The sequence below is a fragment of the Cupriavidus sp. F041 genome (genome assembly GCF_057814235.1).
In genome coordinates, this window is record NZ_JBVASY010000001.1 from 292416 (window position 1) to 313308 (window position 20893).

19 protein-coding genes, 2 tRNA genes and 2 pseudogenes are annotated in these 20893 nt (G+C 64.6%); 9 read left to right on the forward strand and 14 right to left on the reverse strand.

The window, feature by feature from the left end; all coding sequences use genetic code 11:
• Positions 1 to 37: 37 nt before the first annotated feature.
• The 7 genes and pseudogenes from ACZY0R_RS01330 (at position 38) to ACZY0R_RS01360 (ending at position 4995) form a co-directional block, all read left to right on the forward strand.
• Positions 38 to 364 (forward strand): hypothetical protein, encoded by a 327-nt coding sequence (locus ACZY0R_RS01330; RefSeq protein WP_488856787.1) that lies wholly within the window; start codon positions 38 to 40, stop codon positions 362 to 364.
• Between the two features lie 123 nt (positions 365 to 487).
• A pseudogene (locus ACZY0R_RS01335) lies at positions 488 to 1096 on the forward strand (ATP citrate lyase citrate-binding domain-containing protein); the annotation flags it as partial.
• Between the two features lie 22 nt (positions 1097 to 1118).
• Positions 1119 to 1577 (forward strand): annotated as a pseudogene (locus tag ACZY0R_RS01340) (CoA-binding protein); the annotation flags it as partial.
• 179 nt (positions 1578 to 1756) lie between these two features.
• Complete coding sequence (locus tag ACZY0R_RS01345) at positions 1757 to 3073, forward strand: CitMHS family transporter (protein WP_488856788.1); 1317 nt, start codon at positions 1757 to 1759, stop codon at positions 3071 to 3073.
• A gap of 12 nt (positions 3074 to 3085) precedes the next feature.
• Positions 3086 to 3595 carry a universal stress protein gene (locus ACZY0R_RS01350; RefSeq protein ID WP_488856789.1) on the forward strand — a complete coding sequence of 170 codons (510 nt, stop codon included), beginning with the start codon at positions 3086 to 3088 and terminating at the stop codon, positions 3593 to 3595.
• On the forward strand, positions 3592 to 4713 hold the full coding sequence (locus ACZY0R_RS01355) for an ABC transporter substrate-binding protein (protein WP_488856790.1): 1122 nt from the start codon (positions 3592 to 3594) through the stop codon (positions 4711 to 4713). Before ACZY0R_RS01350 ends, ACZY0R_RS01355 begins: the two co-directional genes overlap by 4 nt.
• A 78-nt stretch (positions 4714 to 4791) precedes the next feature.
• Positions 4792 to 4995 carry a GyrI-like domain-containing protein gene (locus tag ACZY0R_RS01360; protein ID WP_488859466.1) on the forward strand — a complete coding sequence of 68 codons (204 nt, stop codon included), beginning with the start codon at positions 4792 to 4794 and terminating at the stop codon, positions 4993 to 4995.
• 43 nt (positions 4996 to 5038) lie between these two features.
• Here the strand turns inward: ACZY0R_RS01360 and ACZY0R_RS01365 are convergent, their stop codons facing one another.
• The 3 genes from ACZY0R_RS01365 to ACZY0R_RS01375 form a co-directional block, all read right to left on the reverse strand.
• Complete coding sequence (locus ACZY0R_RS01365) at positions 5039 to 5287, reverse strand: H-NS family nucleoid-associated regulatory protein (protein WP_488856791.1); 249 nt, start codon at positions 5285 to 5287, stop codon at positions 5039 to 5041.
• A 931-nt stretch (positions 5288 to 6218) separates the two neighbouring features.
• Positions 6219 to 6295, reverse strand: a tRNA-Arg gene (locus tag ACZY0R_RS01370).
• A 130-nt stretch (positions 6296 to 6425) separates the two neighbouring features.
• The gene (locus ACZY0R_RS01375) at positions 6426 to 7268 is read right to left on the reverse strand and encodes a hypothetical protein (RefSeq protein ID WP_488856792.1); all 843 of its coding nucleotides are present in this window, start codon (positions 7266 to 7268) and stop codon (positions 6426 to 6428) included.
• Between the two features lie 454 nt (positions 7269 to 7722).
• Between ACZY0R_RS01375 and ACZY0R_RS01380 the strand changes: the two genes are divergently transcribed.
• Both ACZY0R_RS01380 and ACZY0R_RS01385 read left to right on the forward strand, forming a co-directional pair.
• Positions 7723 to 8922 (forward strand): sterol desaturase family protein, encoded by a 1200-nt coding sequence (locus tag ACZY0R_RS01380; protein WP_488856793.1) that lies wholly within the window; start codon positions 7723 to 7725, stop codon positions 8920 to 8922.
• Positions 8919 to 9788 carry a YiiX/YebB-like N1pC/P60 family cysteine hydrolase gene (locus ACZY0R_RS01385; RefSeq protein WP_488856794.1) on the forward strand — a complete coding sequence of 290 codons (870 nt, stop codon included), beginning with the start codon at positions 8919 to 8921 and terminating at the stop codon, positions 9786 to 9788. The genes ACZY0R_RS01380 and ACZY0R_RS01385 overlap by 4 nt, the downstream gene beginning before the upstream one ends.
• A 534-nt stretch (positions 9789 to 10322) precedes the next feature.
• Here ACZY0R_RS01385 and ACZY0R_RS01390 read toward each other — a convergent pair.
• The 11 genes from ACZY0R_RS01390 to ACZY0R_RS01440 all read right to left on the reverse strand — a co-directional run bounded on the left by ACZY0R_RS01390 (position 10323) and on the right by ACZY0R_RS01440 (position 20822).
• Positions 10323 to 10580, reverse strand: coding sequence for a hypothetical protein (locus tag ACZY0R_RS01390; RefSeq protein ID WP_488856795.1), 258 nt, complete (start codon positions 10578 to 10580; stop codon positions 10323 to 10325).
• Between the two features lie 7 nt (positions 10581 to 10587).
• Positions 10588 to 10674, reverse strand: a tRNA-Leu gene (locus ACZY0R_RS01395).
• A 113-nt stretch (positions 10675 to 10787) separates the two neighbouring features.
• The gene (locus ACZY0R_RS01400) at positions 10788 to 12059 is read right to left on the reverse strand and encodes an amidohydrolase family protein (RefSeq protein WP_488856796.1); all 1272 of its coding nucleotides are present in this window, start codon (positions 12057 to 12059) and stop codon (positions 10788 to 10790) included.
• A gap of 35 nt (positions 12060 to 12094) precedes the next feature.
• Positions 12095 to 13057 (reverse strand): ABC transporter permease, encoded by a 963-nt coding sequence (locus ACZY0R_RS01405; RefSeq protein ID WP_488856797.1) that lies wholly within the window; start codon positions 13055 to 13057, stop codon positions 12095 to 12097.
• The gene (locus ACZY0R_RS01410; protein WP_488856798.1) at positions 13057 to 14148 is read right to left on the reverse strand and encodes an ABC transporter permease; all 1092 of its coding nucleotides are present in this window, start codon (positions 14146 to 14148) and stop codon (positions 13057 to 13059) included. Before ACZY0R_RS01410 ends, ACZY0R_RS01405 begins: the two co-directional genes overlap by 1 nt.
• Positions 14138 to 15721: an ABC transporter ATP-binding protein gene (locus ACZY0R_RS01415; protein WP_488856799.1), complete on the reverse strand. Its 1584-nt coding sequence runs from the start codon at positions 15719 to 15721 to the stop codon at positions 14138 to 14140. The genes ACZY0R_RS01410 and ACZY0R_RS01415 overlap by 11 nt, the downstream gene beginning before the upstream one ends.
• A 104-nt stretch (positions 15722 to 15825) precedes the next feature.
• Complete coding sequence (locus ACZY0R_RS01420; RefSeq protein WP_488856800.1) at positions 15826 to 16833, reverse strand: BMP family protein; 1008 nt, start codon at positions 16831 to 16833, stop codon at positions 15826 to 15828.
• Positions 16823 to 17539, reverse strand: coding sequence for a TetR/AcrR family transcriptional regulator (locus tag ACZY0R_RS01425; protein WP_488856801.1), 717 nt, complete (start codon positions 17537 to 17539; stop codon positions 16823 to 16825). The genes ACZY0R_RS01420 and ACZY0R_RS01425 overlap by 11 nt, the downstream gene beginning before the upstream one ends.
• Positions 17539 to 18198, reverse strand: a complete 660-nt coding sequence (upp, locus tag ACZY0R_RS01430) for a uracil phosphoribosyltransferase (RefSeq protein ID WP_035862882.1) — start codon at positions 18196 to 18198, stop codon at positions 17539 to 17541. The genes ACZY0R_RS01425 and upp overlap by 1 nt, the downstream gene beginning before the upstream one ends.
• A 66-nt stretch (positions 18199 to 18264) precedes the next feature.
• Positions 18265 to 19587, reverse strand: a complete 1323-nt coding sequence (locus ACZY0R_RS01435) for a URC4/urg3 family protein (RefSeq protein ID WP_488856802.1) — start codon at positions 19585 to 19587, stop codon at positions 18265 to 18267.
• Positions 19584 to 20822, reverse strand: a complete 1239-nt coding sequence (locus tag ACZY0R_RS01440; protein ID WP_488856803.1) for a GTP cyclohydrolase II — start codon at positions 20820 to 20822, stop codon at positions 19584 to 19586. The genes ACZY0R_RS01435 and ACZY0R_RS01440 overlap by 4 nt, the downstream gene beginning before the upstream one ends.
• Between the last annotated feature and the right edge of the window lie 71 nt (positions 20823 to 20893).

Below are 20893 nucleotides of genomic sequence, written 5' to 3' on the forward strand. Positions count from 1 at the left end.
ATCCGCTATCAAGCGCCCACACTTATCGGTTGTTTGTTTGTTTGTTAAAGAACTAACCGCGGTTCGCTTTGCTTACCGCGTCGCTGCGTTTGCTGCAGCAGAGAAACGAGATTATGAAGAACTTTCTACGTTTCGTCAAACACTTTTAATCTTTTTTTGCTTCGGCAAGCCTCGCTTTTTTGCGCCGCCCACCCTTCCAGCAAACCCTGCAACCCTTGCCCCGCCTGCTTTGCAGCGCGGTGTTTGTGTTGCGAGGGGGCGAATACTAAAGCGTCGGCGCCTGCCTGACAAGCCCTTTCTGGAAAAAATTGCAGGAGCCGCTTCGATCACCCATCGCAAAGCACTTCCGTGCCCTTTCTGGTGACGCCTGCGCGCATCGCATAGTGCGCATCAGCCATACCTGGCAAAGGCGATGCCCCCGCACTCAGCACCCGCCCCCCCCTCAAAGGCGCCCTGCCCTGCAGCCAGCTGCATGCGGGAAGTCTATCCGCGCTGGCAGCGCCTGGACCTGCCGCCTCATCTGTTTGCTGTCGACATGTCGCCCTTCGAGCAAGAGATCAACCAGTTCCGTACCTATCAGGGGCAAAGCGACGTGTACATCATCAACGACAAGGGAACCATCCTGGCGCCGACCTTCGGAGGCGGCGCGAATTCCCTGGTGACGCAAATGCTGGGAGACGATGCCATTATCTCTTCCGACTTCGGCGGGAACCCGCCGTACGAGAAGATGAAGCCTGTCGCCAGCATCTGCTTCAATCATTGGCTCAAGCAGGGCAAAGTGCTGTTCATCATCGGTGGCAAGTCCAACAACACCGATATCTTCGAGACCTTCCGCGCCAAGGCTGACGCACTGCGGGAGCATTTCGGCAAGTACGGCGCAACGCCGCTCTACGTGGAGGTCGGACGCGGGGGACCGAACCTGGTCCACGGCATGGCCGTGTTGCGCGCTACCTGCGAATCGCTCGGCCTGCCCTACGTGAGCTTTGGATTCGACTCGGCGATGAGCGAGGTGGTGGACTATGCTCGTAAGGTAGACGCCTGGATGAAAACCGGTGGCCGCGCACAAGTCGCGGCCAATTTGAATGTGACCGCCTGAAGTCACTGTACAGGAGACAACCATGCGCGCCAAAGGTGTGGGGGATTTCAAGTATTTCGTCGGTATTCAATCCTTGTCGGAAATGGCCACGCGCGAGGACCGCGTGTGCGTGCTCAACATGATAGGAGGTGAGTCCGGCGCGCTGGGCGGGGACGCGCCGGCCGACACCTTGCGCAAAGGCTCGATCGCGATCCTGTCGAACTCGGGCGGCTTCACCACCACCATGGCGCAGTACCTGCGCATGGCCGGCTGGGGCACGACCACGTTGATCTCTAGCGGCAAGGATGTCTATATTCACTACGCCGCCCGCGAATTTGCCTTCGCGCTGGCCAACGACGACCGTAGCAAGGCTGCGGTACTGTATTGCGAGCCAGGCGGCTACTACGAACGCGATGCCAGCGTTACCAAACCGGTGGTGGCCTGCGTGGTCGGCCGCTGGAAGAGTAAGCTCACGCGTGCCGTCGTCCATGCCGGGGCCATGGAGCGGACAGTACGCGGAAAGCGCGCTGGAGACGACCGCCTTCACGATCTTCCTCTACCCGCGCATGCTTGGCAGCGCCGCCGAGATCGACGACCACCTGAACCGGGGCCGCAATATGGACACGCGCACACCCGCTTCCCAGTGCCGGTTCGTAGCCTGAGAGAGCGGAAATACACGACATGCTGACCCTGCTCGCTTATTCAATGGTGGTCGTTTTCATGGCGCTGATCATGACAAAGCGCCTTTCGGCCATGGTCGCACTGATCCTGGTGCCGATCGCGTTCGGGCTGATCGGTGGCTTTGGCATGGAACTGGGGGCGATGATGCTGGATGGCATCAAGAAGCTCGCGCCGACGGGCGTGATGCTGATGTTTGCCATCCTGTATTTCGGCGTGATGATCGACGCCGGCTTGTTCGACCCGGCGGTGCGCGTGATCCTGAGAATGGTGGGCGGGGACCCGATGAAGATCATCGTCGGCACCTTCGTGCTGGCGGTGTGCGTCTCGCTTGACGGCGATGGCTCCACCACCTACATGATCACCTGCGCCGCCATGCTCCCGCTCTACAAGCGGCTCGGCATCAGCCGCCTCGTGTTAGCGTGCGTGATCATGATGGCTGGCGGGCTGATGAACATCCTGCCCTGGGGCGGTCCCACCGCGCGCGCGGCGAGCGCGCTTGGCGTGGACGTGGGCCTGATCTTCGTACCGATGATCCTGCCGATGATCGTCACCGGGGGCTGGGGCTTGTTCGTCGCCGTCCTGCTGGGGCGCCGCGAGCGCAAGCGGCTCGGCGCCATTGCGGCAGGCTCCGCGGATCCCGCTTCCGCCGCGCAACCGCAGGTGACAGCGGGGGACCCCGACATCGCCAGGCCCAGGCTCCTTTGGGTCAATTTCCTGCTGACCCTGGGACTCATGGTGCTGCTGATTCTCGGCACCATGCCGTTGCAGGTACTGTTCATGGTGGCCTCCGCGCTGGCGCTGATGATCAACTACCCCAGCCTCAAGGACCAGAAGGAGAGGCTCAGCTCGCATGCCGCCAATATTGTTCCCGTGGTGTCGCTGATCTTCGCCGCCGGCATCTTCGTGGGCATCCTGTCGGGCACCAAGATGGTCGACGCGATCGCGGCCAGCGTGATCAGCGCCGTGCCGGACTGGATGGGCCCTTACATGGCCATCGTCACCGGCGTGCTGAGCGTCCCGTTTACCTTTTTCATCTCGAACGACGCGTTCTACTTCGGCATCCTGCCTATCCTTGCCAAAGCGGCCGCCGTCTATGGCATCGGCGCCGCCGAAATCGGGCGCGCATCGCTGATCGGCCAGCAGGTGCACCTGCTCAGTCCACTGGTCGCATCGACCTATTTGCTGGTCGGCCTGGCCGAGGTCGAATTCGGCGACCACCAGCGCTACACGTTGCTCTGGGCCTTGTCGGCGGCGCTGGTCATGTTGGTGGCCACCGTTGTCTTCGGGGTCATCCCCATCGTTGGCCATGCCCATTGACGGTAGCCCACCATGCACAACGAGATCCGATCCATTCTCTACGCCGCGGACCTGAGCGAAGGCTGCGAAGACGCGTTGGCCTACGCCATCGGCCTGGCCAACCGGTTGGGCGCAAGACTGCAGGTGCTCACCGTCATCCCGGACCAGCGCGAGAAGTCGCTGATCGAGATCGATTCCCACGTGCCGCAGGACGCGCTCGACAAGTATCACGATGATCGCGCGCAGCGGGTGAAGCTGCACATTGAAGCGCAGATCGCGGCCTTCTATGCCGTGCGTACGGACAAGAACCCGCCGCGGCCGATCACAGAGATCATTGTGTGCGAGGGGGACGACGTGGCCCAGCTTATCCTCGACGAGGCCCGCCTTGGGCCCGCTGACTTGATCCTGATGGGTTCACATGGCGATGGTGTCCTGGCCGGCCTGCTGTTCGGCTCGGTAACCCATGAAGTCATGCGCAAGACTCGCACCCCCCTGCTGCTGGTGCCAGTCAGCGGACGAGACGAAGCGGAAGGCAAAGCATGAGATTCCTCATCGGACTGGGGTTCGGGCTTATCTGCTCGCTCGGCATGGCGCAAGAGCCTGCAGAGCTCATGGGCTATGCGTCCAAGGGCAGCGTTCCGCCAGGCTATGCACCGGCGTACGCGCAGACGGTCAAGGCCGCTGAAGACGAAGGCCGGCTGGTGATTTACTCGACCACGGACGCCGGCATCGCCAAGTTCCTGATTGCGGATTTCCGGGCCATGTATCCGCGTATCGACATCACCTATGAAGACCTGAACAGCACCGTGCTGTACCACCGCTTTGTCGCCGAGACACAGCTGGGCGGCGAATCCGCTGACGTGCTGTGGAGTTCAGCCATGGATCAGCAAGCCGCGCTGGTCGGCAGTGGCTACACCATGACTTACGACTCCTCCGAAAAGGCGAACTTCCCGGAATGGGCCAACTGGAAGAACCAGGCCTTCGCCACCACCTACGAGCCGATCGTCGTCGCCTACAACAAGAAACTGCTGCGGGCCGGCGAAGTGCCGCAGACACATGCCGACCTGGCGCGGCTTCTGAACAGCGACCCAACCCGCTTCAAGGGAAAGGTGGTCAGCTACGATATTGAAAAATCCGGACTCGGTTTCTTTCTTGCCACGCAGGATGTCGCTGTATCGCCGGCATTCTGGGATGTCGCCCGCGCCCTTGGCAAGGCCGCGGCCCGCCTCGACCTGACGACCGACGCCATGGCCAGGCGCGTGGCCTCGGGCCAGGCGCTGGTTGGCTACAACCTGCTGGGCGCCTACACGGTGGCGCAGGCGCAGAAGAATCCATCGCTGGGCTATGTGTTCCCGAAGGACTACACGCTGGTCATGTCACGCATCATCGTGATCAACAAGAAGGCGGCACATCCCAACGCCGCGAAGCTCTGGGTGGACTACACGCTGTCGAAGCGCGGCCAGGCCGTGATTGCGAACAGCGCACACCTCTACGCGCTGCGCGACGACGTCGAAGGCGAATTCACGGCCACCCGCCTCAGGCAAAGGCTTGGCGGCAGCCTGAGGCCGATCGCTGTCGGGCCGGCCCTGATTGGCTATCTCAACAACCAGAACTACCGGGATTTTATCCTGCAGTGGCGGCAAGCCGTAGTGCAACCCTAGGCTTTGCGCGGCTGTGGTGGTTACGCAGTCGAATGCTGATCGCGAAAGAAAAGACTGCCCGCTATCGACAAGCTACGCCTGGAGAATTTTTCCGAGGGCCGCTGCGCGCAAGTCCTGCACATTGGACCATTTGCTGAAGAAGGGCCGACGATTGAACGATTGCATGAATATATCGACATGCATGCAGGCCTAACCGGCAAGCACCATGAGATTTACCTGAGCGATGTACGACGGGCGGATCCCAAAAAATGGAAAACAACTCTTCGTCATCCCATGAAATGACGGTGCCAACATTTGGACGGGCGAAAGGCGACATTGTGCCCGGTCAACCGACGACCCGGAAATGTTCCTGGCTCTGGCCCGCGCTGACCGCCCGCAGCAACCAGGAAGGCATCTCGCCCTGCCCGTCCCAGCTTCGCCCCTCCGCGTCGCGATAGCGTGCCACTGGCTTATGTTCCGGTTCCGGCAACGGGAAACAGCCAGCATCCTCCAGGTCTGCCAAGGAGAGTCCGTGCTTCGCCATCTGGATCTTGACCCAGACAATGGCCGCGGCTTTTTCAATTTCGGAGGACATGGATGGAGGAGGAGACGGTATGGAGTTGGCTTGCTGACGGGTTCGGCGCGGCTGGTGCAGCCGCTGACAATCGCATGAAACTGCAACAAGAGTAAGGAAGGCGTCTTCAATCCGCCTCCGCGCTAGTCAGGCCAAAGAATCGAAAGCACTGACCATCGACCTGCCCGCCCTCAACCTGGCACAAGACAGCCCGTTCTTCGGTGTACCCTGGGTGTATCCCGGCGCCCGAGAATCGGGATAGGGGCGGTCAGGTAATCTGACCGGTCCCCTCCCACACCACCTGGCATGCGGGTCCGCACCAGGCGGTTGGAATGGTTGAGGTCGTCAGGCTTGTGTTGCTCCCGACCCGACGCCCAGGCTTGCCTTTGTCCGGTTCGGCGGAACTGATTCCTCGCTGCCGGGGCCTGTCGGGCTTCACCCTATCCACCCTACCGACGAGCTTCGCTCTCGCGAACATCTGAGGCGCTTCACTTCCGATAACCAGAGGGCTCCCCCTCCCATTCCTTCGGCCCTTCGCCGGCAGCTTTAGCTTTCCCAGCCACGCCGCCCAACTACTTTGGCCTCTGCTGACTCCTCGCTCCGACTCGACGTCGTTGCCCTTTCAGGCATGAGGCGAGGCCTCCCCAGGTAAGAACGCACTCCTTCACCGCACAGCCGCTGCATTTACGCCACTTCGCCTTGGTCACAAGAGCTTCGCGGTTTCTTGCCCGCTCGCCCTGCTCGGCAGCGCCTTCTATGCAGTTCTTGTCCATCGGCTCGCGATTTACGCTCCACGCTTCCTCCCCACACTCGGTCGCCCTCATGCGGTTGCGCTTCACTTCATTCGCCGTGACCAGCTTATGGCGGGACTTACACCCGCAGGAGTGCGCCCATGCTGGGCGCACAAGACAAAAGGGTCAGCACGCGCAAACGTGCTGACCCTTGTCATTGGTGGTGCGGCTGGCAGGATTCGAACCCACGACCCCTTGGTTCGTAGCCAAGTACTCTATCCAACTGAGCTACAGCCGCACGCGAAGACGGCATTCTAGCGCAACGGCGCAGAAATGCAAGCCCCTTCTTTGATTTGGTGTGAAGGGCCCCTTCATGCGGCGATGAACCGGCTGACTCCGGCGCAGCGCAAGCGCGCGCAACTCCCCCCCTACCAGCGATAGCGTGCCCCCAGAGTGCCGCCAGGATTGTGGCCGGCTTTCAGCTTGACCCAGACCTTGACGCCGCCGTTAGTGCTGCCGTGCGCTCCGAGATTGACAGAGAGAAGTCCCCGCAGCATGTCGGGATCGATGCGTGTGCCGTTGATATTGATCACCTGCTTGCGGTCCTGCCACAGGTCGGCCTCGACAAATGGATACACCCCGTTGACTCCGGTAAGCCGACTCGGCTGTGTGCGGTAGACCCGCAGGACGACTTCTGCGGCGCTTGCGTCTGCCTGCTGCCCGGCCAGGAAGCCGGATGCACTCTTATCGGGACCAGGCTGATAGGCGAGCTGCAAGCGCGGTTGTATCGTCAGGCCGCCACTGCGCGGGAGTACGGTATCCAGCGCGACAGCCATGCTTTGCATCCGGTTGCCGACGAAGCCGGTGGCAGATGTGACATCGTCCAGGTGCAGGGAAAGTTTGGCTGGCCCCGGCCCGCTGGCCGGTCCGGCATATATCGGATCGAGCACGGCCGCCGTGCGACCGGGGGCGTCATTGTCCGCACCCGGAGGAGGCGACCCACCGGTCCAGGTCCATTTGCTGATCGACGCCACCAGGGGTGGCTGCGTATCTTCCACGGCGAGCCGCGCTGCCGGCGCAGGCGGATCCGGGAGGTCGCTGCCGACGATCTGCGGGGGCAGCGCCAAGGCGATGCCGGCAGCCTGCTCAGACGACGGCGGAGCATTGCTGGCAACCTGTGCGTACGGATCAGATTCAGGCTGGCTCCAGCCGAGGCCGGCGTTGCCCGGCGTGGGGCGCTCTTCGGCCTGCACCAGGGCTGCCAGCAGCATCGCAAGAATCGAGCAACAGCACTGGCGGCACGGATGGGAGTGGACAGCGTGCGCGCAAAGACCAGTACCAGCGGTGCTGGCACCGCCTCCTGTTGCGCTCGCAGATGACACGCGCCTGGCCATGACTGCAACCCCTGGCTGAAATGAACCATGTCGGCATTGCTAGAGCATAGGTCAAACACTGGCCAAACGTTAGGGCGCTGGCGCGCCTTGCGTGGGGCGCCGCACAGGACCGTTCGCCTGCCAGCCTGAACGTGGCGGAAGGAGCTACATTGCTATGCAAATCGAAAGCGCTCCGCTAGCATCGCGGCTGGCGGCCAGGACCGGCAGCGAAGCCCGGCGCGCCAGCCGTAGCAGAACAAGAAGAAGCAAAACAACGGAATAGCGGAAGATGCGGATAAATAGCGACTCGACCGACAGGCCTGAAAATCCTGGCGGGCCCGATGATTCAAAAATGAAACAGAACGGCGCAGCCGGCAAACTGCCAATCGCCCCGGTGCACAACGTGTTGCGCGACACGCGCGACCTGCTGGGCAGCAGCGGCGAGCTCGCGGCCGGACGCGGCCTGATCACGGCCATCCTTGCGCTGGCCCTGGGCGGACTCAGCCTGCTGGGCGTGATCGCTTTCCATTTCCCGCAATACCTGACCACGCCCGAGCTGCGCCACAAGTATTCGGTCGACGTATTGCGCCACGTCCTGTTTGCCGCACTGCTGGTGTCAGGCGGCCTGTCGCTCAGCAACCTGGTGCTTGGGCGCCGCCGCAGTCTGAATGCCGCTGCCTTCGCGCTCGTGGCGCTGGCCGTGGCGCTCGGTGGCTCGCGAGTACCGGTGGGGGACTTCCCGGACCACACGCCATATATCGGCCTGGACTGGTTCATCCTCGACCTGCTGGGCTCGACACTGATTTTCGTGGTCATCGAAAAGATGTTCCCGCTCTATCGCGGGCAAGCCGTGTTTCGCCGTGAATGGCAGACCGACCTCGTGCATTTCGCGGTCAATCACTTCATCGTTGGCCTGATCCTGCTGACGGTCAACTTCCTGATCTTCCGCTTGTTCGGCTGGCTGGTACGCGACAGCGTGCATGCTTTCGTTGGTGGCATCCCCTTCGTGCTGCAACTGCTGCTGTGCATACTGGCAGCCGACCTGGCGCAGTACTGGACCCATCGGGCCTATCACGAGGTGCCCTTCCTGTGGAAATTCCATTCCGTGCACCACAGCACCAAGACCATGGACTGGCTCGCCGGTTCGCGCCAGCACATCCTCGAACTGGTGTTCACACGGGTGCTGGTGCTGGCGCCGTTGTATGTGCTCGGTTTCAACAAGGCGGTCATCGACGCGTACATCATCATCGTGGGCTTCCAGGCGGTATTCAACCACGCCAATGTCCACCTGCCGTGGGGCCCGCTGCGCTACCTGGTGGTGACGCCGGATTTCCATCACTGGCACCACGCCTCGGATGACGAGGCGATCGACAAGAATTACTCGGCGCACTACGCCTTCCTCGATTACCTGTTCGGCACCGCGGTGAAGTCCGGCAAGCGCTTCCCCGAGAAATACGGCGTGGTCGGCGACTACATGCCCGATGGCTTCATACGGCAGCAGCTCTTTCCCTTTCGGCGCATGCCTCCGGCGCGCAAGGACGGCGAGGCATGAGCCGGACCCTGAGTATTGCCGGTGCGGCGCTGGCAGGCCTCGCACTGAGTGGCTGCGCGACGCAATGGGGTAGCCACGCGGACGATCTCAATGTCGCTGCGGCACAGGGCTCCGGGCTGCCGCTACGCTTCCAGCAGATGAGCCTGGAGGTGTCCGGGGTCGAAGTGCGCCCGCTCGATATCGGCGCCCTGCAGGTCGGCGATATCCTGCTCTCGGCAGCCCCCTCCTTCAACTCTTCGGCGATCCGGCTGGCGACGATATCGCAGGTCAGCCACTCGGCCGTCTATGTGGGCGGCGGCAATGTGGTGGAGGCAGTGGGCTCGGGCGTTCGGGCCTATCCGCTGCAACAGGCGCTGAATGACGGCGACATCATCGTGACTTACCGCCACCCCGGGCTCAACGATGACATGCGCCTGAAATTGCATGCCTTCGCGATGGCCCAGGTAGGCCAGCCGTATAACCATCTCGGCATCGCCATGCATGCGCCGTTCTCGCTTGAGCGGCGCCTGTGCGAACTGCCGGGTGTGCCCGGCGTGGTCCGCAACGCTTGCATGCGCAGCTTCAGCGCCATCCAGATGGCACCCAATGAGCTGGATGCGCGCAACAGCTTCTTCTGCTCGCAACTGGTGCTCGCGTCCTACCGGGCGGCCGGCCTGCCGCTGACAAGCGCGGCGGACGACGCAGTCTCGCCGGCCGACCTGCTGCATATGCGGGAAGGCGACGTGCCCTCTTTCCGGGTCACGCGCAAGCTGGCATATGTAGGGCGGCTGACGCAGGCATCGGCCTTGAGGGCCGATGGCACATCGGCAAGCCAGTCCGCGGACGACGATGAGTGGAGGATGCAATCCTGGTCCGCAGGACCCTGAGCAGGCCGGGAGGCCTTGCCGCGGTACAGATCGCGCGGCAATCGGCATAGGGGGTAGCCATGGAGGCTACACCCCTGCCACACCACCCGGCATGCGGGTCCGCACCGGGCGGTTCGAGAAGTTGAGGTTAAGACAGGCGAGGAACGCCCAGTCGGTCGGGTGAAGCCATGCCTGATGCTTTCAGCGACGAAGCTTGCCGCCCGCGGCGTGCGACCGGAAACACGGGAACGGCGCTGCTGCAAGCGGCGCTGGCAACAGAGAACCTGCGGCAGGCGTTCAAGCGTGTGCGACTTGCCCTACGGCCTCCCGCCCCGCTGGCGCGGGCATCTGACGCATGGCTTGCTGCATCGACATGTCGGAAATCACTCCTTCTCGTTCAGCCCTTCGTCAGCGGGATCGAGCCTTCCCGGCGCTACCGCCAACTACTATGGCCTCTGCTGAGACCCCGCTCCGGCTCTCGCCGTCGCCCTTTCAGGCACAAGGCGGGGCGTCCCCAGGTAAGGGCCGCACTCCTTCATCACACAACCGCCGCATCTACGCCGCCTGATCCTTGACCACAAGAGCTTCGCGGTATTTGGCCCGCTCGCCCTGACCGGCCGCGCCTTCTATGCGATTCGTGTTCCTCGGCTCATGATTTATGCTCCACGCTTCCTCCCCACACTCGGTTGCCCTCATGCAGTTGCGCTTCACTTCGCTCACTGTGGTCAGCTTGCGGGTTGCACCTCCAGGAGTGCGCCCATGCTGGGCGCACCAAAAGAAAAAGGCCGCTGCATAAGCAACGGCCTTTTTCATCGAGTCTTGGTGCCCAGAAGAGGACTCGAACCTCCACAGTGTTGCCACCGCTAGGACCTGAACCTAGTGCGTCTACCAATTTCGCCATCTGGGCTTCGTTTCACTGCTTTACCGCTGCAGCGCTGCGAAGAACAACATTATGCAGATCGCAGAATCTGCTGTCAACACCTGCCCTGCAATTTCTTTCCAGCCTTCCCAAAGCCGGACTCAAGGCTGGAAACTGACCTGCCCGGGCCTGCCATCCAGGTGCAAGGTGGCGCTAGCCGGACGCGTGCTCGCCACCACCTTGCCTGCCCGCAGCACGAGCAGACGGGTAGCGCGCAAACGGATCGCCTCGACCGGGTCGCGTGCCTGCAGCAGCACCAGGTCGGCGCGGCAGTCCGGCGCGATGCCGTAGCCCTCCAGCCCGAGGATCCGCGCCGGTGTCTCGGTGACGGCGGCGAAACACGCGCGCATCGCCTCCTGCCCCGTCATCTGCGCCACATGCAGGCCCATGTGCGCCACCTCCAGCATGTCGCCGGAGCCCAGGCTGTACCAAGGATCCATCACGCAATCGTGGCCGAATGCCACCGGCACGCCCCCGGCCAGAAGCTCCGGCACGCGGGTCATGCCACGCCGCTTCGGGTAGCTGTCGTGCCGGCCCTGCAGCGTGATGTTGATCAGCGGGTTGGCGATGGCCGCCACTCCGGACTCGCGGATCAGCGGAATCAGCTTGGACACGTAGTAGTTGTCCATCGAATGCATCGAGGTCAGGTGCGAACCCGTGACCCGGCCCTGCAACCCGAGCCGCACGGTCTGGCATGCCAGTGTCTCGATATGGCGCGACTGCGGATCGTCGCTCTCGTCGCAATGCATATCCACACGCAGCCCGCGCTCGCAGGCCAGCTCGCACAGGATGCGCACGGACTCCGCGCCATCGGCCATGGTGCGCTCGAAATGTGGGATGCCGCCCACCACTTCGACGCCCATGCCCAGGGCGCGCTTGAGATTGTCGAGCGCGCCGGGAGCGCGCAGCATGCCGTCCTGCGGAAAGGCTACCAGTTGCAAGTCAAGGTAAGGCCGCACCTTCTCGCGCACGTGCAGCAGCGCCTCCGTGGCAAGCAAGCGCGGATCGCACACATCCACATGCGAACGGATCGCCAGCAGGCCCTTGGCCACCGCCCAGTCGCAATAGGCCAGTGCCCGCTCGACAATGGCATCCTGCGTCAGCAGCGGCTTGAGCTCACCCCAAAGCGCAATGCCTTCGAGCAAGGTGCCCGACTGGTTGATGCGCGGCAAGCCGTAAGACAGCGTGGAGTCCATGTGAAAATGCGCATCCACAAAGGGCGGCGTGACAAGCTGCCCCGCCGCATCGACCTCGGCCGCCGCTGGCGCCTTGAGCGCCGGCTCGACTGCCTTGATGCGGTCGCCCGCGATGCCGATATCGATGCCGGTGCGGCCATCGGGAAGCGCGCAGTTGCGCAGGATAAGGTCGAGCATAGTGGTTGCTAGTTATTCGCTACGTGTTATTGGACTCAGCGTTCGCCCTTGCGATAGGGCTTCATCAGCGCCTGCGGGTATGTGGCGCGCCGCGCCACCAGCACCAGCGCGAGAATCGACAGCACGTACGGCAACATCAGGTACAGCTGATACGGCAGCGGCGGCAGTCCCGGCAGGCTGGCACCGCTCTGCTGCAGGCGCAGTTGCAGCGCATCGAAGGCGGCAAACAGCAAGGCGCCCGCCAGCGCGCGGCCCGGCCGCCAGGACGCGAACACCACCAGGGCCACGCAGATCCAGCCCCGCCCGTTGATCATATTGAAGAAGAACGCATTAAAGGCGGACAGCGTCAGGAATGCGCCCCCCACCGCCATCAACGCCGAACCGGCCATGATCGCACCGATGCGCATGGCGCCTACCCGAATCCCCTGCCCCTCCGCCGCGGCTGGATTCTCGCCGACCATGCGCACGGCCAGGCCGAGTGGGGTGCGATAGAGCACCCAGGCCATCACCGGCACCAGGCCCAGCGCCAGCAGCGTCAATGCGCTTTCCTGGCCGAAGACGGGGCCCAGCACGCGGCCGAGCAGCGGCACGTCCTCGATCCAGCGCATCGGCGCGAAGGGCGTGATGGTGGGTGGCGTGGACACCGAGGCGAAGCCGATCCGGTAGGCATAGTAGGACAGGCTGGTGGCCAGCATGGTGACGCCCAGGCCTGCCACGTGCTGCGACAGCGCCAGGCTCACCGTCAGCCAGCCGTGCAGCAGACCGAAGGCAAGTCCCACGGCGGCGGCCACAGCGACCCCGCCCCACAGCGGGGCGCCATGATAGACCGCCAGCCAGCCGCCGTAGGCGCCCGCCACCATGATGCCTTCGATGCCGAGGTTGAGGACGCCGGCGCGCTCGCACAGCAGCACACCCAACGTGCCGAAGATCAGCGGCGTGGCCACGCGCAGCACCGCGATCCAGAATGGCGCCGAGGCCAGGATATCGAGCAGTTCCATCAGGCCGCCTTGCCCCGCGCATCGAAACGGATACGGTAGCGCGTCAGCATGGTGGCCACCAGCATGGCGAGCAGCGCCACCGCCACGATCACGTCGGCAATGCTGTTGGGCACGCCCACCGCGCGGCTCATGCCGTCCGCCCCAACCAGCACCCCCGCCACGAATACCGACGCCGCCACCACGCCCAGCGGATGCAACCCCGCCAGCATGGCGATGACCACACCGGCGTAGCCATAGCCCGGCGAAATGTCGAGCGTGAGATAGCTGGTGCGCCCTGCCACCTCCACCACACCTGCCAATCCCGCCAGCCCGCCCGACAACAGCGCGGCCCACATCGTCACGCGCCGCACCGGCATGCCGGTGAACGCCGCGGCGCGCGCATTGGCGCCCACCGCGCGCATCTGCAGGCCGAACACCGTGAAGCGGTTGACCGCCCACAGGATCACGGCAAGCGCGCCAGCCAGCAGCAGGCCGCTGTGCACGCGCGAGCGCTCCATCAGTTTCGACAATTCCAGTTCCGGCACCAACGGTACCGATTGCGGCCACCCCATCGCCGTGGCGTCTTTCATCGGGCCGTCCAGCATCATTGAGACAAACAGCAGCACGATAAAGTTGGCCAGCAAGGTCGTAACCACCTCATCCACGCCAAGCCGGGTCTTGAGCCATGCAGCGCAGAGCAGCAGCAAGGCACCGGCCAGCATGCCGGCCGCCACCATCAGCACGAACAGCAAGCCCATCGGCAGTTGCTGCGCCCAGTGCGCCGCCGTGCCATCGACCTGCCCGCCAACGGCCACCGCCGCCAGCGCGCCGAGATAGAGCTGCCCTTCGGCGCCGATGTTGAACAGGCGGGCGCGAAAGGCTACAGCAACCGACAAGCCGGTCAGGATCAGCGGCGTAGCGCGCGTGAGCGTTTCCGACCAGGCAAAGCGCGATCCGAAACCGCCTTCGAGCAGCAGCATGTAAGCACGTCCCACCGGCGCACCGGCCCAACGCACCAGCAAGGCGCAGATCAGCAAGGTAGCAACGATCGCCATGATGGGCGCGGCCAGCATGGCCACGCGCGAGACGCCGCTTCGGGCTTCAAGCCGCATGCAGTACCTCCCCCGTTCCAGCAGCGCCATGCGCGCCTTCGCCGGCACCGGCCATCGCCAGCCCGAGTTCTCCGAGCGTCCATGCTGCCGTCGGACGCGCCTCGGTCAGCCGGCCTGCGTGCATCACCGCAATGCGGTCGGCCAGCGCATGGAGTTCATCGAGGTCTTCCGAGATCAGCAACACGGCCGCGCCCTCTTGCGCTGCATCGAGCAGGCGGGCGCGCACATAGGCCACCGCGCCGATGTCCAGCCCCCAGGTGGGCTGGCTGGCCACGACCAGCAGCGGCGCCCTCCCTTCGCCCCGCACGGAGAGCGCCCGGCCCAGGATCAGCTTTTGCATATTGCCGCCCGACATGGTCCGGGCCGGCACGTCGATACCGGCGGTGCGCACGTCGAAACGCGCCACCAGTTCCCTCGCAAACCGCTGAGCCGCCGCGCGCCGGATCACCCCCCCACGAGAAAAACGCGGCTCGCCGAGTTGCTCGCTGGCGGCGTTCTCCCAAACGGTCAGGTCGCCGATCACGCCCACCGCGTGGCGATCCTCCGGCACGCGCGCCACGCCTGCCTCGATCCATGCGCGCGGCCATGCCGGCATTGGCTTGCCAGCCAACGTGACATGGCCCTCGGCGGCCGCCAGCGTGCCGCTGGTCAGTTCCGCCAGCGCGGCCTGGCCGTTGCCGGACACGCCGGCGATGCCCACGATTTCGCCAGCCCGTACCTGCAGGCTGACTTCGCGCAACAGCGCGCGGCCGTCCGCGCCACACGCGCCAACCTTCTGCAACGCGAGCACGGCGGGCGCCGCACTGGCACCGCTGGCGTCCAGCCGCGCGGCGCGTTCCGGCATGGCTACCACCCGGCCCACCATCAGTTCCGCCAGTTCGGCCTTGCTGGTCTGCGCCGCCGCGCACTGCGCCACCAGCCGCCCGCCGCGTAATACGGCGATGCGATCGGACACCCGCAGCACTTCGTCGAGCTTATGGCTGATAAAGATCACCGACAGCCCCTCGGCAATCAACTGCGCCAGCGTGGCGAACAGCGTTTCGGACTCGTGCGGCGTCAGCACCGCGGTGGGCTCGTCAAGAATCAGCACGCGAGCGCCGCGGTACAGTGCCTTGACGATCTCCACGCGCTGGCGCTCGCCCACCGACAACTCGCCCACCCTGGCCTGCGGCCGCACGGCCAGGCCAAAGCGCTCGGCCAGCGCCAGCACCCTGTCACGCGCCGCGCGCCGCTCCAGGCGCCATTGCCACAGCGGCTGGGTGCCGAGCATGATGTTGTCCAGCACCGAGAGATTGTCGGCCAGCGTGAAATGCTGGTGCACCATGCCAATGCCGGCGGCAAGCGCCGCGCGTGGCTGGCCGGGTGGCAGAAGCTGGCCGTCGACCTCCACCGTGCCGGCATCGGCCACGTAATGCCCGAACAGGATGCTGACCAGCGTGCTCTTGCCGGCGCCGTTCTCGCCCAGCAGGGCCAGCACTTCGCCGCGCCGCAGTTCCAGCGAGATATCGTCATTGGCGGTCAGCTGGCCGAAGCGCTTGGTGATGTTGCTCAGGCGCAGGATGGGGACTTGCATGGGTGGTTGATCGATGTGGCGGTCAGGTTGCGCTGGCTTGCTCTTCGCTCCCAGGCGGAGGAAAGGGGCAGGCCAGCGGCGGGAATAGCGAGGCGAAGCCGCCCTCACTGCGTCGACTTCGGCTCCGTCTCCACCACCTTGACGGCGAACTTGCCGTCAAGGATGGCCTTCTCCCTGGCCCTGACCCTGGTCATCACATCGGCGGGAACCTTGCCTTCGAACGTGCCCAGCGGCGCCAGTTCGGCCCCCTTGAATTTCATCAGCGAGTAAGGACCGTAGTCCTCGCTCTTGAACTGGCCCGCCTTGACCTTGCCAAGCGCCGCGCCGACCGTGGGCTCCATATTCCACAGCGCCGATGCCACTACCGTGGCGGGATATTGCGGCTGGGTGTTGATGACATTGCCGATGGCCAGCTTGCCCTTTTCCTTGGCGGCATCGGATACGCCGAAGCGTTCGGCATAGAGCACGTCGGCGCCCTTGTCGATCATGGCGAAGGCCGCCTCCTTGGCCTTGGGCGGATCGAACCACGAACCGATGAAGCTGACCGTGAACCTGACCTTCGGATTCACCTCGCGCGCGCCTTCCATGAAGGCGTGCATCAGCCGGTTGACCTCGGGGATGGCATAGCCGCCCACCATGCCGATGTGGTTGGTCTTGGTCATGCCGCCGGCAATCATGCCGGTGAGGTAGGAAGGCTCCTGGATATAGTTGTCGAACACCGAGAAATTCGGCGCCTGCGGCTTGCCCGAGGAGCCCATCAGGAAGGCGGTCTTGGGATAGTCTTTGGCCACCTTGCGCGCCGCCGCCTCGACGGCGAAGGACTCACCCAGGATCAGCGCCGACCCCTGCTCCGCGTACTGCCGCAGCACGCGCTCGTAGTCAGCATTGGACACGCTCTCCGAGAATACATAGTCGATCTCGCCGCGCGCCTTGGCCTCGTTGAGCGCCTTGTGAATCCGCGACACCCATTGCTGTTCGACCGGCACGGTGTACACCGCCGCCACCTTCAGCTTGGCTTGCGCCTGCGCGGGCGCGGCGCCGCCAAGCGCGGCAACGCTGGCGGCGGCGGCCGCGAATTTCAACCAGGTCCTGCGCTTACCCTCAAACCTCATGACGTTCTCCCCTTGTTGACGATAACTCCGTGGCCAGGCCGGCCGGCTCCAGCCCGCATCCGCGCAGCAAAAGCCGCACAAGATGGTCGGTGGCCTGTTCGTAATCGCGCTGGCCCAGGTGGCTCACCCCAAGCACGGCGCATACCTGCGACTCGAAATCGGCATAGGTCTGGGTAGCGGCCCAGATGGTGAAAAACAGGTGCTGCGGATCCACGCTGGCCATCTCGCCACGCGCGATCCACTCACGGATCACGCCGGCCTTGCGCGCCACCAGCGCGCGCAGCGCGCCGTTGAGCACATCGCGGATTTCCGGCGCACCGTGCAGCAGTTCATTGGCGAATACGCGCGAGGCGTCGGGATGGCTCGCCGACAACCGCATCTTGGCGCGGATGTACTGTTCAAGAGCTACCTGCGGGCTTTGCCCCGCGTCGATGATGTCGGTCTCGGACAGCCACAGTGCGAGCGTATGGGCCAGCACCGCCCGGTACAGCGCCTGCTTGGTGCGAAAGTAGTAATGCAGGTTGGATTTTGGCACGCCGGCGCGTGTGGCGATCTCGTTCATGGTGGCGCCGGCAAACCCGGCCCGCGCGAACACATGCTCGGCCGCGTGCAGGATCAGCGCCTCGTTCTCCTGGCGGATACGGCCGCCCGCCGCCTCCCGCGGCAGCGGAAAGCATGGCGGCGGCGCCGTGGCCGGCGCTCCCATTACTTGGTGCCGTAGAGCCTGTCGCCGGCATCGCCCAGGCCGGGCACGATGTAGCCGTGCTCGTTGAGCTCCTCGTCGATGGCGGCGGTGACGATGGCCACGTCGGGGTGCGCTGCCTGCAGGGCACGCAGCCCCTGCCGCGACGCGATCAGGCACACGTACTTGAGCGTGCTCACGCCGGCTTCCTTCAGGCGATTGAGCGCGGCAATGGCGGAGTTGCCGGTGGCCAGCATGGGGTCCACCACGATCACCAGCCGCTCGTGGATGTCCTCCGGGATCTTGAAGTAGTACTCGATCGGCTCCAGCGTTTCGGGGTCGCGGTACAAGCCGATGTGCCCTACCCGCGCGGCCGGCAGCAACTCCAGCATGCCATCCAGGAAACCGTTGCCGGCACGCAGTATCGATACCAGGCACAGCTTCTTGCCCGACAGCACCGGCGACTGCATGGGCGCGATCGGGGTCTTGATGGAGATCGTTTCCATCGCCAGGTCGCGGGTCGCTTCATAGGTCAGCAGCTGGCTGATCTCGCGCACCAGCCGGCGGAAGTTATCGGTGGTGGTGTCTTCGCTGCGTACCAGCGTGACCTTGTGCTGCACGAGCGGATGGTCCACCACCAGCACGGACGGAGTGACGGGCGGTACGGCGGAGAGGTCGGTCATGATGCGCTCCTGGAGGGCGGTCGCGAAGAGGTCTTGCTGCGGCTCGGCGCGTGGCTGCGATATCGGTCAGAACACCGTGCCATCGCTATTGATGACGAATGGCGGCGGACCGCCGGGCCTGCGCTTGGCGGCAATGCGCCGTCCCGCGGCCCAGGTGCCGCCTTCCAGCACGCGGGCAAGCGGGAACGCCGCGGCCGACAGGCCAAGCGCCTCGCGCACCGACGCGGCCACAAGGTCGAGCCCCGTCACCGTAAGGGCACGCCATTCCACGATGACCGGCTCATCGACCGTATGCGCCACGGCTGCGAATCCGGGATCGCGCGGCACCATCAGTTCGAAATCGAATAGCAGGCCGCCATTGCGGTATTCGGGCAAGCCGGTCAGCGCCTCCAGCCCGGTCACGGTCAGGCCGGCATCTTCGAGCGGCTCCAGCAGCGAGTACGTCAGCCACTGCGTCAGCTTGTGGAAAGGCACCAGCCCGTCGGTACAGGCCGGATGTGCCCAGCAGTCCCCCAGCGATATGCCGCCGAGGCTGACGCGCCCCGGCCACACGGGACCGAGCGCTACCAGCAGCGTGGTCAGCACGAAGCCGGCCTCGATCTGGCCGTCGACGGCATGTGCCTTGAGGTAGTCATAGAGGTTGCCCAGACGCGCAGGCGTGCCGAACACGGCCGGCGTGGCCTGCGCCACTTCGCCCAACCGGCGCAGCAGGCCGGCACGACCGTCCAGGCCAACCAGCCGATTGTGCTGTGCCACCTGGAAGGCCGTCGCGATGGAGGGCGCATCGATCCGCATCAGCCGCTCGGCGTCGGAGCGCAGCGGCTGGCCCGGCTGGGCGGAAAAGCCACCGCGCGCGAACAAGTCGAAGCTGGCTACGCCAAGCCCCTCGGAACGGGTCAGCAGCAGGTCGCTGGCCGGATCGCGGTAGCGCCAGTCGGGGCCTGCGCCGGCGTCCAGCAACACGCTGGGAATCACCAGATCGATGCCGATGCGGGCGCGCTCCTCGCGGTCAGCCTCGCCGGAAAGCCCGCCGCGTTCGCACAGGATCTGCCAGCGGTCCAGCCTCTCGCCGGGACCGCCGCTTTCAAAGTGGCGCCAGCGGCTGTGGTACGGCACGTTCAGGTCCGGATAACGCTCCCGGATGGTGGCCGCCACATAATCGCCCACCGCCGGAATCCGTTCCGGGTGCCACGTGAACAGCTCTGACGCGCCTGCCGCCACATGGTCCGTCACGGCGGCGCATCGGGTGCGTACCGCCAGGCCGGTCAGCAGCGCCGCGGCCGGATGGCCAGGTGGCACGGGACTGGCCCATCCGCCGCGGCCATCCGCGTCATTCGTGAACGCACTGGGGGAGCCCTGCGGGCCGCCCGCTTCAGGTATCTCGTTCATTCGTCCAGTCCTCTACCCTTGGCCAGCGCGAGTTCCTCGGCACCGGGCGGGGTATAGCTCGTGAAATAGCCAGCCGCCACCTTGGCGTCGATTTCCACTCGGGCATCGGCCGGGATCAGTGCATCGGGAATCGCTACCTGTTCGACCACCTCGATACCCTGAGCGGTCAGCGCCCCGTGCTTCATATTACTCATCGAAGCCCAGCGATCGATACGCTTGATGCCAAGCCAGTGAAATACATCGGGCATGAGTTCCTGGAAGCGCATGTCCTGCACGCCGGCCACGCACTCCGTACGCGCGAAATACGTCTCGGCCCGGTCGCCGCCGACCTGGCGCTTGCGGGCGTTATAGACCAGGAACTTGGTCACTTCGCCCAGTGCCCTGCCCTCCTTGCGGTTATAGACCACCAGGCCCACCCCGCCCTGCTGCGCCATCTCGATGCAAACCTCGATGCCGTGCGCCAGGTAGGGCCTGCAGGTACAGATATCGGATCCGAACACGTCCGAGCCGTTGCACTCGTCGTGCACGCGGCAGGCCACCTTGGTCTCGGGCTTGCCCAGCTTGCCCACATCGCCGAAAAAGTACAGGGTCATGCCACCGATCGGCGGCAGGAACACCTTCAGGTCGGGCCGCGTCACCAGTTCGGGGAACATGCCGCCAGTCTGCTCGAACAGGCTGCGACGCAGCATGCTCTCCTTGATGTCGAAGCGGCGCGCCAGCGCCGGCAGGTACCAGACCGGGTCGATCGCTGCCTTGGTGACACGTACGTCGCCATTGGCGTGCAGGATCTGGCCGTCAGGCGTGAGGCGGCCGGCTGCAATGGCTCCCATCAGTTCCGGCATATTGATGTGTGCGCGCGTAATGGCGATCGTCGGCCGGATATCGATACCCGCCGCGATGCGGTCTGCAAAGGCAGTCGAGACCAGATGGCCCCAAGGATCCAGGGAGACGATCTTGTCCGGGTCGCTCCATTGCGGATGGGGCCCGACGATCTCCGCCGGAGAGGTATCGGTGAGATCGGCGCGATGATCCCGCTGCAGCTTGCCGGAGGCCACCGCCAGCGCCCGGTACACCGCATAGGCGCCGGAGTGGGTGCCAATGACATTGCGTTGGGCCGGATTGGTCACGCTAGCGATCACAGGTCCGCGCTCCGCCGCCGTGGCGGCCCCCCAGTGGATGGGTTCGGCCGGCTTGTCGCGGCGCGCGTGCGAAGTCAGGACAATATGGTCGGACATGGCAGCCTCGGAACAGGAATCCTGACCAAACGGTCAGGTTTGCAATTCCATAGTAGGCAACCTTCGTGCCA

Coding starts and splice junctions, on each gene's coding strand:
- ACZY0R_RS01345 (WP_488856788.1), top strand. CDS start 1,757: ATGCTGACCCTGCTCGCTTATTCAATGGTGGTCGTTTTCATGGCGCTG.
- ACZY0R_RS01350 (WP_488856789.1), top strand. CDS start 3,086: ATGCACAACGAGATCCGATCCATTCTCTACGCCGCGGACCTGAGCGAA.
- ACZY0R_RS01355 (WP_488856790.1), top strand. CDS start 3,592: ATGAGATTCCTCATCGGACTGGGGTTCGGGCTTATCTGCTCGCTCGGC.
- ACZY0R_RS01365 (WP_488856791.1), bottom strand. CDS start 5,287: ATGTCCTCCGAAATTGAAAAAGCCGCGGCCATTGTCTGGGTCAAGATC.
- ACZY0R_RS01375 (WP_488856792.1), bottom strand. CDS start 7,268: ATGCTGCTGGCAGCCCTGGTGCAGGCCGAAGAGCGCCCCACGCCGGGC.
- ACZY0R_RS01380 (WP_488856793.1), top strand. CDS start 7,723: ATGAAACAGAACGGCGCAGCCGGCAAACTGCCAATCGCCCCGGTGCAC.
- ACZY0R_RS01385 (WP_488856794.1), top strand. CDS start 8,919: ATGAGCCGGACCCTGAGTATTGCCGGTGCGGCGCTGGCAGGCCTCGCA.
- ACZY0R_RS01390 (WP_488856795.1), bottom strand. CDS start 10,580: ATGAAAAAGGCCGTTGCTTATGCAGCGGCCTTTTTCTTTTGGTGCGCC.
- ACZY0R_RS01400 (WP_488856796.1), bottom strand. CDS start 12,059: ATGCTCGACCTTATCCTGCGCAACTGCGCGCTTCCCGATGGCCGCACC.
- ACZY0R_RS01405 (WP_488856797.1), bottom strand. CDS start 13,057: ATGGAACTGCTCGATATCCTGGCCTCGGCGCCATTCTGGATCGCGGTG.
- ACZY0R_RS01410 (WP_488856798.1), bottom strand. CDS start 14,148: ATGCGGCTTGAAGCCCGAAGCGGCGTCTCGCGCGTGGCCATGCTGGCC.
- ACZY0R_RS01415 (WP_488856799.1), bottom strand. CDS start 15,721: ATGCAAGTCCCCATCCTGCGCCTGAGCAACATCACCAAGCGCTTCGGC.
- ACZY0R_RS01420 (WP_488856800.1), bottom strand. CDS start 16,833: ATGAGGTTTGAGGGTAAGCGCAGGACCTGGTTGAAATTCGCGGCCGCC.
- ACZY0R_RS01425 (WP_488856801.1), bottom strand. CDS start 17,539: ATGGGAGCGCCGGCCACGGCGCCGCCGCCATGCTTTCCGCTGCCGCGG.
- upp (WP_035862882.1), bottom strand. CDS start 18,198: ATGACCGACCTCTCCGCCGTACCGCCCGTCACTCCGTCCGTGCTGGTG.
- ACZY0R_RS01435 (WP_488856802.1), bottom strand. CDS start 19,587: ATGAACGAGATACCTGAAGCGGGCGGCCCGCAGGGCTCCCCCAGTGCG.
- ACZY0R_RS01440 (WP_488856803.1), bottom strand. CDS start 20,822: ATGTCCGACCATATTGTCCTGACTTCGCACGCGCGCCGCGACAAGCCG.